14 protein-coding genes are annotated in these 15,603 nt (G+C 66.4%); 7 read left to right on the top strand and 7 right to left on the bottom strand.

Translation table 11 applies throughout. From position 1 onward, the window contains the following. Window positions 1-405: 405 nt before the first annotated feature. Entirely contained in the window at window positions 406-2,274 is a 1,869-nt protein-coding gene (locus tag ACN5W5_RS12525) for a gamma-glutamyltransferase family protein (protein ID WP_420048839.1), read from the bottom strand. 138 nt (window positions 2,275-2,412) lie between these two features. On the opposite strand from ACN5W5_RS12525, the gene ACN5W5_RS12520 reads away from it, so the two are divergent. Next, a complete protein-coding gene (locus ACN5W5_RS12520; protein WP_420048838.1) occupies window positions 2,413-4,365 on the top strand; it encodes a GspE/PulE family protein in 1,953 nt (650 codons plus the stop codon). 141 nt (window positions 4,366-4,506) lie between these two features. Here the strand turns inward: ACN5W5_RS12520 and ACN5W5_RS12515 are convergent, their stop codons facing one another. The 3 genes from ACN5W5_RS12515 to ACN5W5_RS12505 all read right to left on the bottom strand — a co-directional run bounded on the left by ACN5W5_RS12515 (window position 4,507) and on the right by ACN5W5_RS12505 (window position 7,612). After that, entirely contained in the window at window positions 4,507-5,265 is a 759-nt protein-coding gene (locus ACN5W5_RS12515; protein WP_420048837.1) for a 3-hydroxyacyl-CoA dehydrogenase, read from the bottom strand. Window positions 5,266-5,335: 70 nt separating this feature from the next. Then, window positions 5,336-6,877 (bottom strand): ATP-binding protein, encoded by a 1,542-nt coding sequence (locus tag ACN5W5_RS12510; protein ID WP_420048836.1) that lies wholly within the window; start codon window positions 6,875-6,877, stop codon window positions 5,336-5,338. 3 nt (window positions 6,878-6,880) lie between these two features. Then, on the bottom strand, window positions 6,881-7,612 hold the full coding sequence (locus tag ACN5W5_RS12505; RefSeq protein ID WP_420048835.1) for a response regulator transcription factor: 732 nt from the start codon (window positions 7,610-7,612) through the stop codon (window positions 6,881-6,883). A 122-nt stretch (window positions 7,613-7,734) separates the two neighbouring features. Here ACN5W5_RS12505 and ACN5W5_RS12500 point away from each other — a divergent pair, with 122 nt between their 5' ends. Next, window positions 7,735-8,259, top strand: coding sequence for an RNA polymerase sigma factor (locus ACN5W5_RS12500; protein ID WP_420048834.1), 525 nt, complete (start codon window positions 7,735-7,737; stop codon window positions 8,257-8,259). A 144-nt stretch (window positions 8,260-8,403) separates the two neighbouring features. Next, complete coding sequence (ppk2, locus tag ACN5W5_RS12495; RefSeq protein WP_420048833.1) at window positions 8,404-9,321, top strand: polyphosphate kinase 2; 918 nt, start codon at window positions 8,404-8,406, stop codon at window positions 9,319-9,321. 217 nt (window positions 9,322-9,538) lie between these two features. On the opposite strand, the gene ACN5W5_RS12490 is transcribed toward ppk2, so the two are convergent. Beyond that, window positions 9,539-10,582: an extracellular solute-binding protein gene (locus ACN5W5_RS12490; protein WP_420048832.1), complete on the bottom strand. Its 1,044-nt coding sequence runs from the start codon at window positions 10,580-10,582 to the stop codon at window positions 9,539-9,541. Between the two features lie 410 nt (window positions 10,583-10,992). Then, window positions 10,993-11,535 (bottom strand): phasin family protein, encoded by a 543-nt coding sequence (locus ACN5W5_RS12485; protein ID WP_226462647.1) that lies wholly within the window; start codon window positions 11,533-11,535, stop codon window positions 10,993-10,995. Window positions 11,536-11,798: 263 nt separating this feature from the next. Here ACN5W5_RS12485 and ACN5W5_RS12480 point away from each other — a divergent pair, with 263 nt between their 5' ends. From ACN5W5_RS12480 to ACN5W5_RS12470, 3 genes are all read left to right on the top strand, one after another. Further along, entirely contained in the window at window positions 11,799-12,800 is a 1,002-nt protein-coding gene (locus ACN5W5_RS12480; RefSeq protein ID WP_420048831.1) for a histone deacetylase, read from the top strand. Further along, complete coding sequence (locus ACN5W5_RS12475) at window positions 12,797-13,240, top strand: acyl-CoA thioesterase (RefSeq protein ID WP_420048830.1); 444 nt, start codon at window positions 12,797-12,799, stop codon at window positions 13,238-13,240. The genes ACN5W5_RS12480 and ACN5W5_RS12475 overlap by 4 nt, the downstream gene beginning before the upstream one ends. Before the next feature lie 75 nt (window positions 13,241-13,315). Beyond that, on the top strand, window positions 13,316-14,050 hold the full coding sequence (locus tag ACN5W5_RS12470; RefSeq protein WP_420048829.1) for a nitroreductase: 735 nt from the start codon (window positions 13,316-13,318) through the stop codon (window positions 14,048-14,050). A 113-nt stretch (window positions 14,051-14,163) separates the two neighbouring features. Here ACN5W5_RS12470 and ACN5W5_RS12465 read toward each other — a convergent pair whose 3' ends face one another. Then, entirely contained in the window at window positions 14,164-14,970 is an 807-nt protein-coding gene (locus ACN5W5_RS12465) for a hypothetical protein (RefSeq protein WP_420048828.1), read from the bottom strand. 190 nt (window positions 14,971-15,160) lie between these two features. Here ACN5W5_RS12465 and ACN5W5_RS12460 point away from each other — a divergent pair, with 190 nt between their 5' ends. Beyond that, entirely contained in the window at window positions 15,161-15,508 is a 348-nt protein-coding gene (locus ACN5W5_RS12460) for an FKBP-type peptidyl-prolyl cis-trans isomerase (RefSeq protein WP_177137893.1), read from the top strand. Window positions 15,509-15,603 lie beyond the last annotated feature (95 nt).

The following is a 15,603-nucleotide window of genomic DNA, read 5'->3' as shown; positions in this document are numbered from 1 at the left end:
CGCCGTCAACCGGATGGGCGCGCAACCGTTGCCGCGTCAACACCGTTTGTGCGAGGCGCCTCTGTGGCAACGGCGAATGGTGCCTGCGCCCGAGGATGCCACCACCGTCCCAAATGTCGTGTGGGTTTGCCTGCGGTTCGCTCTCACATCACTTCGGGGGCAGGTGGGTTGGGTGGGCGGGCGCAGTCCCCATTCGCGGTTGCCGCTGAGCGTACGTGCTACCACGGTGTTGATGAAGCTACGGTGGTTTGCCTGGGGAAGATGCCCGCGAGGTGGGACGGAGAACGAACACCCGGACCACCTGCACCTGCCCGCACGGCCGAGCGCCGAAGGCAGGGTGCAGCGACAAACCAAGCATCTGAGCAGCAGCCAACCAACAGCCGCCCTGCCAAAAGCACCAAAACCTCAATCCCCCGCCACGATCCCCTCGCGCCGCGGATCGGCACCGCCCAGCCACACCGGCCGGTCGTCTTTCACACCACGCTGGATCGCCTGCAGCCCACTGGGCATGGGGGTCTCGCTGACGGTGTGGCCGCGTTGCTGCAGGGCTCGCACGGTGGCGACAGGGAAGCGACCGGCTTCGAGCATCACGGGCCCACCCAGCGTGCCGAAGTTGGGCAGGTCGATGGCGGCCTGCGGGCTCAGGCCCCAGTGCAGCGCGCCCAGCAAAGTCTTGGCGGTGAAGTGGATGATGAGCGCGCCGCCCGGGCTGCCGGCACTCATCAGCAGCTGACCCGTGTCGCGGTCGAACACCAGCGTGGGCGACATGGACGAACGCGGGCGCTTGCCGGGTTCGACGCGGTTGGCCACCGGCCGGCCCTGAGCGTCGGTGGGTGTGAAGCTGAAATCGGTCAGCTCGTTGTTGAGCAGAAAGCCCCCAGGGCGCGAGGGGTCGGTGCTCACCATCAGCCGGGCGCCGAAGCCGGCCTCGATGGTGGACGTCATGGCCAGTGAGTTGCCAAACCGGTCGACGATGCTGATGTGGCTGGTGCCGTACTCGGGTTGTTCGGGCATGGGCGCCCAGGCCACGGCGCTGCCGCCGGGCTGGCCGGCGGGTGCCTGCGGCAGGCGCACCGGGCCAATCAGGCGGGCGCGCTCGTCCAGGTAGCGGGTGTCGAGCAGGCTGCCCCGGCGCCCGGCCGGTGGCGCCACGAAATCGGGGTCGGCCAGGTAGAGCGCGCGGTCGGCGAACGCCAGGCGGGACGCCTCGGCGTAGGTGTGCAGCCAGTCGGGGCCCGGCAGGCCGCCCGACAACGCCACGTCGGCCTGCGGCGTGCGCGCAAGCAGGCCAAGGATCTGCCCGATGGCGATGGCCCCCGAACTCGGCGGCGGGAAGCCGCAGATGCGCAACGCGCGTTGTGCCGCTGTGTGGTCGAAACACAGGGCCTCGCGCTCCTTGGGTTGGTAGGTTTTGAGGTCGTCCAGGCTGAGCAGACCGGGGTTGCCCGGATGTTGCTGCACTTTCGCGACCAGCGCGCGAGCCACCGGTCCTTCGTGCAGGGCCAGCGGGCCGTTGGTGGCGATCCGGCGCAGAACCTGCGCGAGTTCGGGGTTGCGCAGCACATGGCCCACCGGGTGGGGCTGGCCGTCTCGCTGGTAGAAGTAGGCCGCAGCCACCGGGTCCTGCTTCAGCGCGCTTTCAGCCTGAAGCAGCGTGTGCAGCCGAGGGCTGACCGGGAAGCCCTGATCGGCCAGGCGGATCGCAGGGTCGAACAGGCGCGCCCAGGGCAGCCGGCCGTGTTGCCGGTGGGCCAGCGCCAGCATGGCCACCGTGCCGGGCGCGCCCACCGAACGGCCACCCACCACGGCCTGCAGAAAGGGCAGGGGTTGGCCGTCGTCCGCGAGGAACAGCTTTTCCGTCGCCGCGTCCGGAGCCGTCTCGCGCCCGTCAAAGGCCTGGACACGTCGACCATCGTGGTGCAACAGGAAGGCGCCACCGCCGATACCACTGGACTGCGGCTCCACCAAGGTGAGCACCATCTGCACGGCGATGGCTGCGTCCACGGCACTGCCGCCCGCGCGCAGGACGTGCACGCCGGCTTCGGTGGCCAGGGGGTTGGCGGCCGCCACGGCGTGCTGGTGCAGTGTCCAGCCCGGCTTCGGGGTTGCACCCGTTGCCGCTTCGGGTTGCGCCACCGGGCTGATGGGCGCAGGCACCGCCGCGGTGTCGACGGCGGTGGGTGTGGTGCAGGCCGTCAGCAACAGCGCCAGGGTGAGCACCACCGGCCAGGGGTGCGTGGCAGTTCGACCAAGGATTTTTGTGCGTTCTGTCATGCTTGCGGTTGGTTAGGGAGGACAGCCAATTCGCCGCTTGCCAAAAATCAAGCAGCATGGAGGGTGATTGCGCTATTTTGAATCCTGAAGTGCAATCCAGCCCAATAGCCAGCCCAATAGCCAGCCCAGGAAGCCCTGATGACGATGACCACGCCGCCCCTCTCCGCCAACGCACTCGGTCCCTTTGGTGGGCCCACGCGTCAGGTGGTGCACAGCCTGCCTCTGCTGATGGCTGCGCTGGAAGCGCAGCATCACCAGCCCATCGTCACCTTGCGCGACGCCTTGCTGCAACTGCGCATGCTGGACGAGCCCACGCTGGCGGCCCTGGCCGAAGAGAGCCCCGATCTGTTGCGTTCCCGGTCGTCCGAACTGGTGGTGCGTCTGCTGATGACAGACGACGAGTTGCAGCGTGCGCTGGCCCGCGTGGCGGGTGTGGTGGAGATCGAGGTGCTGGGTTTTGATGTCGAGCGCAATGCGTTTGACATCCTGCCCTTGCGCACAGCGCATGCCCACCATGTGGTGCCGCTGGGCATGGCCAACGAGCAGTTTTTTGTCGCTTCCTGCGCCCCGACCAACGAAGAACTGCAGCACCAGCTGTGCACGCAGACCGGCCACACCGTGCGCCTCGTTTGGGCCAGCCGCGACGCGATCGAGCGGCGGCTGGAGTTGCAGGACCGCATCGAACACGCCGGCCATGCCCACAGCCCCAGCGCCATCGTCGACGAGGTGCGGCGCCGCATGCTGCCACCCCAGGCGCTGGTGCAGCACAACGAAGAGGCGGGGCTTGAAGATCTCGTGATGCAGGCCATGGTCGAAGTGGGCACGGCCGGCGAGGCCGAGCAACTGGCTTCGGCGGCGGAGTCGGCCGGCATGGTGCGGCTGGTCAACCAGATGATCGCCGAGGCCCAGAGCACCGGCGTGTCGGACATTCACATCGAGGCCAATCCAGGCGACGCGCTCACCGCGATCCGTTTCCGGCGGGATGGCGACCTGGAGCCCTACCTGTGGCTGCCCGCCAAACTGCGCGCACCCCTGGTCTCCCGGATCAAGATCATGGCCCGGCTCGACATCGGCGAGCGCCGCCGGCCGCAGGACGGCAAGATCGATTTTTCCGAGTTCGGTGGCAAGGCGCTGGAGCTGCGCGTGGCGGTGATGCCCACGCACGACGGGCTGGAAGACGTGGTGCTGCGGCTGCTGGAATCGGCCAAGCCGCTGCCCTTGTCGAAGCTCGGGCTGCAGCCACGCGACCTGGAGCTGATCGCCAATTTTTCAGAACGCACCTTCGGCATGGTGCTGGCCGCCGGTCCCACCGGTTCGGGCAAGACCACCACGCTGCACTCCATGCTGGCCGAGGTGAACACCACCGAGCGCAAGATCTGGACGGCAGAAGATCCGATCGAGATCACCCAGCCCGGCCTGCGCCAGGTGCAGATGAACAGCAAGATCGGCCTGACGTTCGCCAGCGCCATGCGCGGTTTCCTGCGCGCCGATCCCGACATCATCATGATCGGTGAGATCCGCGACGCCGAGACCGCCAAGATCGCCATCGAGGCCTCGCTCACCGGTCACCTGGTGCTCTCGACCCTGCACACCAACAACGCCAGCGAGAGCGTGGTGCGCCTGCTCGACCTGGGCATGGACCCGATGAACTTCGCCGACTCGCTGCTCGGCATCGTGGCCCAGCGCCTGGTGCGTGCGCTGTGCACCCATTGTGCGCAGGAACGGGCGCTCACCGCCGAGGAGTGGGAGGCGCTGCTGCAGGAATACATGGAGGGCAGCAGCCTGAGCCGCCAGCAGGCCGAGAAGCGCTTGCTCACGGCGGCGGGCGTGGCGTCGGCGGCCGACATCCGCACGCGCCAGGCGGTGGGCTGCGAGCACTGCAGCGGCAAGGGTTACAAGGGCCGCCTGGGCATCTACGAAATCCTGCAGAACAGCCGCGCCATCAAGTTGCTGATCCAGAACCGCGCCCGGCCGTCCGAGCTGTTTGACGCGGCGGTGGACGAGGGCATGCGCAGCCTGCGCCACGACGCCCTTGAAAAGGTGGTGCAAGGGCTGATCGATCTCAAACAGGCACGCGTCGCCTACCGCTGAGCCGGCCGGAAGCCCGGCACGGTCAGGGAAGGGCCCCCGGCGCGGCATGCCCAACCCAGGATGCGGCGGAACCGGTTTTGCTGGGCCACTCGCATCGCCCCCTTGAGGGGGGCGCGCGAAGCGCGGCGGGGGTGTTCAGTCTCAGCGCGGCGCCAGGCGGATCGCGCCGTCGAGGCGGATCACCTCGCCGTTGAGCATGTCGTTTTCGATGATGTGTTTCGCCAGCTTGGCGTAGTCCTGCGGCGTGCCCAGGCGGCTGGGGAAGGGCACGCTGGCGGCCAGTGCGTCCTGCACTTCCTGCGGCATGCCGAACAGCATGGGCGTGCCGAAGATGCCGGGGGCGATCGTCATGTTGCGGATGCCGTTGCGCGCCAGGTCGCGCGCGATGGGCAGCGTCATGCCGACCACGCCGCCCTTGCTGGCCGCGTAGGCGGCCTGGCCAATCTGTCCGTCGTACGCCGCCACGCTGGCGGTGCTGATCATCACGCCGCGTTCGCCCGTGGCCTCGGGTTCGTTCCTGCACATGGCTTCCGAGGCCAGGCGGATCATGTTGAAGCTGCCCACCAGATTGACCATGATGGTCTTGGTGTACACGGCCAGCGAGTGCGCGCCGTTTTTGCCCACGGTCTTTTCGGCCGGCGCGATGCCGGCGCAGTTGACCAGGCCCATGAGCTTGCCCAGGGACAGGGCCTTGGCGACCACGGCCTGGCCGTCGGCTTCGCTGCTCACGTCGCATTTGACAAACGCGCCGCCGATGTCCTTGGCGACCGCTTCGCCTTTTTCAACCTGCATGTCGGCGATGACGACCGTGCCGCCGTTGGCCGCCAGCATGCGCGCCGTGCCTTCGCCCAGACCGGATGCGCCGCCGGTGACGATGAATACCTTGCCTTGAATGTCCATGGGTGTGCTCCTCGGGTGGTGAGTTGACGTTGACGTAAACGTCAATTATCACCCACTTGCGCGACCGGCTTCAGGCGGCCGGGAGTTCCAGCGTGACGACGGTGCCGTGGCCCGGCTCGCTGGACACCTGCAGCCAGCCGCCGTGCAGATCGACGATGCGTTTCACGATCGCCAGGCCCAGGCCTTTGCCGCCTTCGCCGGTGGCGGGCGCCACGCTGGAGCGGCTTTGGTAGAAGCGGTCGAACAGGCGGGGCATGTCCTGGGGCGGAATGCCCGACCCGTTGTCGCTCACCTGGACTGTGACCACCTCGCCGTGCTCGCCGGTGTGGCGGTCGGCGCTCAGCTGGATCACGCTGCCGCTGCCCGAGAACTTGAGCGCGTTGTCCACGAGGTTGGCCAGCGCGCGCTCGAACAGTTCGATGTCCACCGCGGCCAGCGCGGGGCTTTGCGCGGCGTCGGGGCGTTCGGCCATCTGCAGGTGAATACCCTGGAGGCGTGCCCGCTCGGCAAAGCGCATGACCACGTCGTCCAGCAGCTCGCCCAGGTCCAGCACCTCGGCGTTGAGTTTGAACGCCGGTTCGTCCAGACGGGCCAGGTCACCCAGGCTTTGAACGAGGCGGGCAGCGTTGTGTGTGTTGCGCAGGGCCACCGCCACCAGCCGGCGGTCTTCTTCGCGGGTGGCGTCGCCGGTCCAGCGGGCATCGAGGGTTTCGAGGCAGGCGGTGGTGGCGGTCAGCGGCGAGCGCAGATCGTGCGAGAGGTTGCTCACGCCCTCGCGGCGAAAGTGGTCCAGGCGCCGCAGGGTGCTCCACTGCCGCCGCAAGGTCTGTAGCATCGCATCGATGCCGCGCGCGAGCTGGCCGAATTCATCGCGGCCCCTGGCATCGGGCAGATCGAGCGATGGACCCGGTCCGTCCGGGTCGGTCGAGGCCATGTCGTCGAGACCTTCCTGTGTGACCCGGCCGACCGATTGGGTGAGTCGCGACAGCGGGCGCGTGATGGTGGCGGTGGCCCAGGTGGCGAGCAGGGTGGCGAAGGCCACCACCGCCAGCACCATCAGCAAGACGGGCTGGGACAGCGTGCTGCGCAGCGCCGCCATGCGCCCTTCGCCGAACGTGCGGGGACGCGAGACCAGGTACAGGTAGCCGTCGACGGGCCGGTTGGGCTGTATGGCGGCGTGCCGCAAGGGGCGCGCCGCGATGATCACGCGCTTGTCCATGTGCTCGGGGTCGTCACCCAGCACATAGGGCATGGGTGTGTCGCCAGCGGCCTCCAGGACCGGCCCGATGCGCACCTTGAAACCCGGCGCGAGCTGGGCCTGGCCGGTGGAGCTGAGCACGGTGCCCTGCGTGTCCAGCAGGTAGAGCTGGGTATCGGGTTCGTAGAGCACCAGGTTGGCGAGGAAGTCGTCGAAGCCTTCTCCGAAACGCGCCCGCATGCCGAGCAGGTCGTTGTGCTGCAGGACCACGCGCTTCAAGAATGCGTCGGCGCGGTAGTAGGCCGACTCGTGTTCAAAGCGCTCATAGGCCAGCACGATGGCGATGACCACGCCCAGTGCGGTGAACAGACCGGTGAGGAAGATCGTGAGCGCGATCTTGATCCGAACCTTCATGGCTCAGTGCCCTGGGCGTTCGCGCATCTTGTAGCCGGCGCCCCGCACCGTGAGGATGAAGTCCGGGCGCAGTGGGTCGGCCTCCAGCTTCGCGCGCAGGCGGTTGATGTGGGTGGTCACCGTGTGTTCGTAGCCGTCGTGCGTGTAGCCCCAGACGGCGTTGAGCAACTGCCCGCGTGAAAACACGTGGCCAGGGTGCTGGGCGAAATGCAGCAGGAGGTCGAACTCCAGCGCCGTGAAATCGAGCGTCACGCCGCGCACCCGGGCCACGCGCTTGACAGGGTGAATTTCCAGCTCGCCGTTGACCAGCAGGGCGCCGGCATCTGCGGCTTGGCTCTGGGCCGCCTGCGCCGCGCGCAGCAGCTCCGAGCGGCGCAGCAGCGCCTTGACGCGCGCCAGCAGCTCGGCGATGGAAAAGGGTTTTGTGAGGTAGTCGTCGGCGCCGAGTTCCAGGCCCAGCACGCGGTCGAGTTCGGTCGACTTGGCGGTGAGCATCAGGATGGGGGTGTGGTCGCCGCGCGAGCGCAAGGTCTTGCACACCTCCAGCCCGTCCAGCCCCGGCATCATCAGGTCGAGCACCAGCAGGTCGTGCCCGACTTCGGTCTGCAGCGCCAGCGCCGACGGTCCATCGCGGGTTTCGCTCACGCCATAGCCGGCGCCGCGCAGGTTCAGGGCCAACAGGTCCCGGATATCGGTCTGGTCCTCGGCAATCAGGATCTGCTTGGTGGCATTCATGGGAATAGGTCCGCTGCGTGAGCGATTTCTTACCCGATTGTTATCGAAATGTGATCTTTCGATAGCGGGTTGTGATCTGGGCTGGCCACAGTGGAGTCACCAAACCCGCACTGGAGCCCGCCATGAACACCACCCACCTGTCTGCCTTGTCAACGCCTCATGCGGGCGCCGTCTGCTGGACCGAGATGGTGAGCCACCGGAGCTATCTGATCCGCTTTGCCCAGCGCAAGCTCCACGACCCGATGCTGGCCGAAGACCTGGTGCACGACGTGTTCGAGGCGGTGATGTCCGGGGGCGCCGCGTTTTCCGGCCGCAGCGCGCTGCGCAGCTGGCTCACCGGCATCCTGAAGAACAAGCTGGTCGATCTGATCCGGGACCGCGCCCGTTACCACGAGATGGATGCCGACGATGACGAGGCCCTGCCCCTGGAATGCGGCGCCGCCCGCCCGGACGAACTGGCCGAGCACCGCGAGCGCCTGGCCCAGACCCTGGTGCGCATCGAAAACCTGCCCCACGGACTGCGTGATGTGATGCGCTGGCGCGTGCTGCACGACGAAGACACCGAGCTGGTGTGCGAGCGCCTGGCGATCAGCCAGGACAGCCTGTTTGTGCGCCTGCACCGGGCGCGCAAACAGCTGTTGTGCTGAGAACGCTGCAGGATCACGCTGACGCCAATGTCAACAACGGCCCGCGTCGTTGAAACCGTCACTGGTTTGGCGCTGAATATTCACGAATCTGTCACACAAGAGCGGTAGCCTGCCGGCACCATTGACCCGCGCAAGGAGCCGCCCATGTTTGACAGCCACGACGAGCTGCTGACCCGCATTCACAACGACCTCATGGACGGCTACGACGAAGAGCTGGAGATGGAAATTGAGGACCGCCACGTGGACGCGCTCGGCGGTGAGCTGGACCCCGAGGCGCTGCTGCAGCAGAAGGAGAGCCGGCGCACGTATTTCCGCGAGCTGTTCCGGTTGCAGGCCGAGCTGGTGAAGCTGCAGGATTGGGTGCAGGCCACCGGGCACAAGGTGGTGATCGTGTTCGAAGGGCGCGACGCGGCCGGCAAGGGCGGCGTGATCAAGCGCATCACGCAGCGCCTGAACCCGCGCGTGTGCCGCGTGGTCGCGTTGCCCGCGCCCAGCGACCGCGAGCGCACGCAGTGGTACTTCCAGCGTTACGTGCCGCACCTGCCGGCGGCCGGCGAAATCGTGCTGTTTGACCGCAGCTGGTACAACCGCGCTGGTGTGGAAAAGGTGATGGGCTTTTGCACCGATGAGCAGTACGAAGCCTTCTTCCGCGATGTGCCCGAGTTCGAGAAGATGATCGCGCGCTCCGGCGTCCAGCTGATCAAGTACTGGTTTTCGGTGTCCGATGCCGAACAGGAGCTGCGCTTCCTCGGCCGCATCCACGACCCGCTCAAACAATGGAAGCTCAGCCCCATGGACCTGGAGAGCCGCCGCCGCTGGGAGCTCTACACCAAGGCCAAGGAAGTGATGCTGGAGCGCACCCACATCCCCGAATCGCCGTGGTGGGTGGTGCCCGCCGACGACAAGAAGAAGGCACGTCTGAACTGCATCCACCACCTGCTGTCACAGATGCCGTACCACGAGATCGAGCGCCCCGGTATCGAACTGCCCGAACGCATGCGCCACGAAGACTACCGCCGCCACCAGGTGCCGGGAGAGATCTACGTGCCAGAGATTTATTGAACACCCCCGCCGCACTGCGCGCGACCCCCTCCAGGGGGCGATGCGAGTGGCCCGGCAAAGCCGGTTCCACCGCATCCTGGGTCAGGGCAAGCGCTCCGGAGGGGCTATGTCTGCTTGAAGGGGAGTTGATCCCAGGGCACCGCGGAACCGGCTTTGCCGGGCCGCCAGTGCCGCTCCCTTGAGGGGGTGACGCGCCGCAGGCGCGGCGCGGGGGTGGTTACTTGTACCCGGCCCGGTCCAGCATCTGCTGCACCTTGGTCATGTTCTTCGCCACCACACCCAACGGGATCTGCTCGGCCTTGAAGTTGTCGCCACCCATGGCCTTGATGGCGGGGTTGTCCACCTTCAGGCCCTTGACGGCGGGGAACTCGTTGTTGCCGTTGGCAAAGTAGTCCTGCGCAAAGGGGCTGGCCAGGAACTCCATGAAGGCGATGGCGTTGTCCTTGTTCTTGGCGTGTCTGGCCACGGCCGCGCCAGCGATGTTGACGTGGGTGCCGCTGGTGCCCTGGTTGGGGAAGACCACGCGCACTTTTTCCATCACCGAGCGGTCCTCGGGTTTGCTGGACTTGATCATGCGGGCCACGTAGTAGGTGTTGGTCAGCGCCACACCGCATTCGCCCGAGGCCACGGCCTTGATCTGGTCGGTGTCACCGCCTTTGGGCGCGCGAGCCATGTTGGCGACCACGCCCTTGAGCCATTCTTCGCCCTTGGCATCGCCCAGGCGTTCGACCACGGTGGCGAACAGCGACAGGTTGTAGGGGTGTGAGCCTGAGCGGGTGCAGACCAGACCCTTGAGCTTGGGATCTGCCAGTTGTTCGTAGGTGGCCACGTCGGCGGCCTTGACGCGCAGCGGGTCGTAAATGATCACGCGGGCGCGGGTCGAAAAACCGGTCCAGGTCACGCCGTCCTTCGTGGCGTCGGCACGCAGGTTGGCGGGAATGGCGGCGTCCAGCTTGGCCGACTTGATGGGCTGGAACAAGCCCTGGCTGTCGGCGGAGGCCATGCGGGCAGCATCCACCAGCAGGATCACATCGGCAGGCGACGCGGCGCCTTCGGCGCGCAGGCGCGCCACGATGCCGGCATCGTCCGCGTCGACGCGGTTGATCTTGATGCCCGTGGTCTTGGTGAAGGTCTCGTACATCACCTCGTCGGTCTGGTAGTGGCGGGCCGAATAGAGGTTGAGCACCTTGTCCTGGGCCTGGGCGCCCATGGCCGCGGAGGCCGCGGCAAGGACAATGCTGAGCTTGATGGTGTTGCGCATGTGGGGGACTTTCTCTGGAGCCAATAACCCCGCATCCGTCTGGAAATCACCAGCGCTGCGGGCACGATTCATCCGGGTTAGATGCTAACACAAACACGAATGGTTCTCAATAAATATTGGTTGATCTGGGTCAAACTCCAGCGAATCTGAGCACCCGCAGCGCAGTGGCGGATGGCGCGCCTGGAAAGGTCTGTGGGATGACGCGCATAAAAAAAGCCCCCGCTTTGCAGCGAGGGCTTAAGGGGTCCGATGAAATCGAATTTCGAAAAGGACCCGAGGAGACAACCAGAAAAAACGGATTTGGTGAACCAGCGCCGCCTTCTCAAGTCTGGCGCTAGTCTCCAGTGATTCCAGTATTGGCGCCTTGACCGATGTCAAAGGCCCGATCAAAGGTACGAAACCTCTGCAATTCAGCGCTTCTTGGCAGCGGCCTTGGTGGCGCTGACCGCTTGCGTGGTCACGGTGTTGAAGTTGGCTTCGGCCATTTCGGTGGCTTGCTTGACAGCCTTCTGAACCGATTCCATGGCGTTGTTGGCGGCGGACACGGCGCTCTTCATCACGGCCACGGCGGTTTCGGAACCGGCGGGAGCGTTCTTGGAAGCGTTGTCCACGACCGACATGAATTTCTTCTGTGCATCAGCGGCCTGGGCTTCAGCGGCCTTGCCGAATTCGGCGCCGGTGCCCGAAGCGATGTCGTACAGGTGACGGCTGTAGGCCACGGTCTTCTCGGCCAGAGGCTGCATCAGGCTGGCTTGCAGCGTCAGCAGTTCCTGGGCGTCCTTGACGGACAGCAGGGCTTGCGTGCTGTTGGCGGACTCGCTCAGGGCGGCCTTGGTGGCTTGGACGTTCAACTCAAGCAGCTTTTCCACGCCTTCGAAGGCTTTCTGGGTCAGACCGAAAATGGTTTCGATGTTGGCTTTTTGTGCGGCGACGATTTGTTCAGCGGTCAGCATGTTGGGTTCTCCGGAAGAGGAAGTAGATAGGGGGGTAGTGGCCTAGTTGAGAGCTGCTCCCGAACTCCGCGCTGTCTCGACGCTGTTGTTTTCGTTCGTTTTGCTGCACTGCAACATGGTTCGAATTATAGGGATAACTCGATCCGATGCAAGCGGTTTTTGTTGCATTGCAACATTCTAGAAGGGCCTTTCTAAAACACGGACGCCGTGCGCCGGTTTCAAGTGGCGGACACAATGGCCGCACCCTTTCAGCGCCCCTTCCTGTGCACGCTTTCTACGCCGACCACTTCATCCTGCCCCTGCCCAGCGGCCACCGCTTTCCCATGGCCAAGTACGGCCGCCTGCGCGAGCGCCTCACGGTCGAACTGCCGCAAGTTCGACTGGGCCAGGCGTTGCCGGCCAGCGATGGCGAACTGGCGCTGGTCCATTGGCCGGCGTACGTCCAGGCCATCCAGACCGGCACGCTGGACGCCGCGGCTCAGCGCGAGATCGGTTTCCCCTGGAGCCCGGCGATGGCGGAACGGGCTCGGCGCTCGGTGGGTGCCACCATCCAGGCTTGCCGCGACGTCATGTCGGGCGAGGGACTGGCGGCCAACCTCGCGGGAGGCACGCACCACGCGTACGCCCACAAGGGCAGCGGCTTCTGTGTTTTCAACGACGCCGCGGTCGCGACCCGGCTGATGCAGGCCGAGCATGCGCGCCGTCATCGCGCCGCCGGTCCACTGCGCGTGGCCATCGTCGACCTCGACGTGCACCAGGGCAATGGAACGGCCAGCATCTTCGCGCGCGACGACTCGGTGTTCACGCTCTCGCTGCACGGCGCCCGCAACTTCCCGTTCCGCAAGGAGCCGAGTGACCTCGACGTGGAGTTGCCCGACGGCTGCGGCGACACCGAATACCTGGAAGCGCTGGAGCGCGCACTGGAAGAGCTGGAGCAGCGCTTCGATCCCGGTCTGGTGATTTACCTGGCCGGTGCCGATCCGCACGAGGGCGACCGGCTCGGGCGCCTGAAGCTCACGTTCGACGGCCTGGAAGCACGCGACCGTCGCGTGATGGACTGGGCCTGGCAGCGCCGCCTGCCGTTGGCGTTCACCATGGCCGGCGGCTACGGCACCGACATGGAGGCCACGGTGCAGATCCAGATGAACACCTACCGCACCGCGCTCGAGTACCACCACCGCTGGCATGGGGTGGCCGGTGTGCGGCCGGCTGACCGTTCTGCGACAGGCCTTGCAGCATCCCACTGGCAAAATCCCGCGCCATGAGCACGCCCGCCACCCGCCCCCAGGCCCGCCCGCGCAGCCACTACCGCGTCTTCCGCACCATCGGCACGCGCTGGATGGACAACGACGTCTATGGCCATGTGAACAACGTGGTGTATTACAGCTGGTTCGACACCGCGGTCAACGGCTGGCTGATCGAGCAGGGCGCGCTGGACATCCACGGCGGCGAGGTCATCGGTCTGGTGATCGAGACACAGTGCAACTACTTTGCCCCGCTGGCCTTTCCGCAGACCGTTCACGCCGGCCTGCGCGTAGCGCATCTGGGGAGTTCCAGCGTGCGCTACGAGGTTGGCCTGTTTGCCGAAGACGGCGAGATGGCCGCTGCCTGCGGGCACTTCGTGCACGTGTACGTGGACCGCAGCACGCGCCGGCCGGTGCCCTTGCCGGACGATCTCAAGGCGGTGCTTGAGACGATCCTGTGAAGGCGGCAGCGCGCTGGCGGGGTTCTTGCCATAATTGACGTTGACGTAAACGTCAATACAACACGGAGACCCCGCATGAGCTTCAACCCCCCCTTGGCCGGTGCCTTGACCCCGATCGACGCCCGCAGCGTCGACGCCGCCATCACCAGCCGCATGTCGGCCCGCGCGTTCCTGCCCACACCGGTGCCGCGCGAGACCATCGAACACCTGTTGCAGCTGGCCAGCCGCGCGCCCTCGGGCACCAACACCCAGCCCTGGAAGGTGTATGTGCTGCAGGGTGCGAGCCGCGACAGCCTGGTCGATAAATGCTGCGCCGCGCACGACGCCCTGCGCGCCGATCCCTCGCTGGCAGTCGAGTACCGCGAGGAATACGACTACTACCCGGAAAAATGGGTCAGCCCTTACATCGACCGTCGGCGCGAAAACGGCTGGGGGCTTTACGGCCTGCTCGGCATCACCAAGGGCGACAAGGACAAGATGCATGCGCAGCACCAGCGCAACTTCCGCTTCTTCGACGCGCCGGTGGGCCTGATGTTCACGCTCGACCGCATCATGGGCCGCGGCTCGCTGGTGGACTACGGCATGTTCATGCAGAACCTCATGGTCGGCGCGCGCGGCCACGGCCTGCACACCTGCCCGCAGGCGGCCTGGAACGGCTTTTCGAAGATCATCCTGCCGCACATCGGCGCCGGTGAGAACGAAATGCTGGTCTGCGGCATGTCGCTGGGCTACGCCGACCCGGCCGACAAGGTCAACACCTTCATCACACCGCGCGAACCGGTCGCAAGCTTCACTCGCTGGCTGGAGTAACACTCCCCCGCGCCGCTTCGCGCCACCCCCAGGGGGCATCACCAGTCGTCTGGCAAAGCCAGCCCGGCGGTGGCCTGGGTTGGCGCTGCTTCTGGCGCCGGGTTTATTGAGACTCAATAGGGATCTGGGACAAAGCCCGGGCGCGCGCCAGGGAAGGCGCGCGGTCGGTAGTCGGGCGCCGGGCGGTGGTGCGCTGGAATGACGCCCATCGCGATCAGGTTGGCGCGGCTGTTGTACCGGATGCGCACGATCTCATCGGGCCGATTGCTGCGGCGCTCAAAATCGGTCTGGCCCACGCGGTCGCGTTCGCGGTCCCCGTGGCCCGTGCCCAGTTGCGGGCCGGCGGCCGAAGGCCCGTCGCTGCGGTGCGACTTGCCCTGGAAGGATTCTTCGCCCTGTGGCACCGGCGCGCTGCGCCCGTAGATCTCGGCTTCCGGTGCCCGGTAGCCAGGCCGTTCGCGGAACACCGCCACGCCGATCACACCGACATCGTCCGGGCGACCGGTGCGTGCGGCGTAGGAGCGCGACAGGCGGGTGAACTCAAAGGCCGCGATCTCGCGGCGGCTCTTGCGCCAGCCGCTCACGTCGTAGCGCTGGCCCGGCGTCAGCACGTAACCGGCCTGGTCAAAGGCGGCGGTTTCGCCGGTGATGACGTTCACGCCATCGACCGACACCACGTTGAGCAGGCGTCTGCGCGAACGGTTGTACAGCTCCACGGCGTAGCGCGCACCCGGTTCGCCCGCGATCCAGAGTTCACCTTGGTGGCGGTAGAACGGCAGGATTTCGCCGTTGTCGCGGTTGATGATGCGCACGTCGGCCAGCCGGCCCAAGGCCATGGCGGGCAGCGCCGTCAGCAAGGCCGTGCCGGCGATGGCGCCCAGCGCCATGCGGCGGGTGAGGGTGGTGGTGTTGGGGTTCATGGAGGCTCTCCTGATGCCAGGGGTGGATGGGAGCCTGCAGTACAAACGGCGCGCGTAAACGCTGATCGTGCTTCATGAAAAGCTTGTGTAAACCCGTGTTGCCAATGGTGCAACGCGCGGGCGCAGCGGCGGGTCGCACCAGGGCTGGAATAATCGTCACTTCCCATTTCATCCAACACAAGGACATTCCATGATCACCACCCCCAGCGGCCTGCAATACGAAGACACCGTGGTCGGCAACGGCGAAGTCGCCCAGGCCGGTCGCCCGGTGCAGGTGCACTACACCGGCTGGCTCTTCAACGACGGCGCGCAGGGCGCCAAGTTCGACTCCAGCAAAGACCGCGGCCAACCCTTCGAATTCCCGCTTGGCGCCGGCCACGTGATCAAGGGCTGGGACGAAGGCGTGCAGGGCATGGCCGTGGGCGGCACGCGCCGCCTGGTCATCCCGGCCGCGCTGGGTTACGGCGCACGCGGTGCGGGCGGCGTGATTCCGCCCAACGCGACCCTGTTGTTTGAAGTCGATCTGCTGGCTGTATAAGACTCCCCCTGCGCCGCTTCGCGGCTTCCCCCTAGGGGGACCACGCCCTTGGACCGGCGAAGCCGGATCCTCGGCGTGTGCTGGGTGGCTCCCCC

Origin of the sequence: Hydrogenophaga sp. ZJX-1 (assembly GCF_048590325.1) — a bacterium.
Classification (GTDB): domain Bacteria; phylum Pseudomonadota; class Gammaproteobacteria; order Burkholderiales; family Burkholderiaceae_C; genus Hydrogenophaga.
Note: the sequence above shows the minus strand (reverse complement) of the source record. Positions and strands in the feature narration are given on the sequence as shown.

Excerpts from the sequence above, each read along its gene's own strand:
- ACN5W5_RS12505 (WP_420048835.1), bottom strand. The coding sequence starts at position 7,612 with ATGAATGCCACCAAGCAGATCCTGATTGCCGAGGACCAGACCGATATC.
- ACN5W5_RS12485 (WP_226462647.1), bottom strand. The coding sequence starts at position 11,535 with ATGCTGACCGCTGAACAAATCGTCGCCGCACAAAAAGCCAACATCGAA.
- ACN5W5_RS12510 (WP_420048836.1), bottom strand. The coding sequence starts at position 6,877 with ATGAAGGTTCGGATCAAGATCGCGCTCACGATCTTCCTCACCGGTCTG.
- ACN5W5_RS12460 (WP_177137893.1), top strand. The coding sequence starts at position 15,161 with ATGATCACCACCCCCAGCGGCCTGCAATACGAAGACACCGTGGTCGGC.
- ppk2 (WP_420048833.1), top strand. The coding sequence starts at position 8,404 with ATGTTTGACAGCCACGACGAGCTGCTGACCCGCATTCACAACGACCTC.
- ACN5W5_RS12520 (WP_420048838.1), top strand. The coding sequence starts at position 2,413 with ATGACGATGACCACGCCGCCCCTCTCCGCCAACGCACTCGGTCCCTTT.
- ACN5W5_RS12475 (WP_420048830.1), top strand. The coding sequence starts at position 12,797 with ATGAGCACGCCCGCCACCCGCCCCCAGGCCCGCCCGCGCAGCCACTAC.
- ACN5W5_RS12490 (WP_420048832.1), bottom strand. The coding sequence starts at position 10,582 with ATGCGCAACACCATCAAGCTCAGCATTGTCCTTGCCGCGGCCTCCGCG.
- ACN5W5_RS12500 (WP_420048834.1), top strand. The coding sequence starts at position 7,735 with ATGAACACCACCCACCTGTCTGCCTTGTCAACGCCTCATGCGGGCGCC.
- ACN5W5_RS12465 (WP_420048828.1), bottom strand. The coding sequence starts at position 14,970 with ATGAACCCCAACACCACCACCCTCACCCGCCGCATGGCGCTGGGCGCC.
- ACN5W5_RS12525 (WP_420048839.1), bottom strand. The coding sequence starts at position 2,274 with ATGACAGAACGCACAAAAATCCTTGGTCGAACTGCCACGCACCCCTGG.
- ACN5W5_RS12515 (WP_420048837.1), bottom strand. The coding sequence starts at position 5,265 with ATGGACATTCAAGGCAAGGTATTCATCGTCACCGGCGGCGCATCCGGT.
- ACN5W5_RS12470 (WP_420048829.1), top strand. The coding sequence starts at position 13,316 with ATGAGCTTCAACCCCCCCTTGGCCGGTGCCTTGACCCCGATCGACGCC.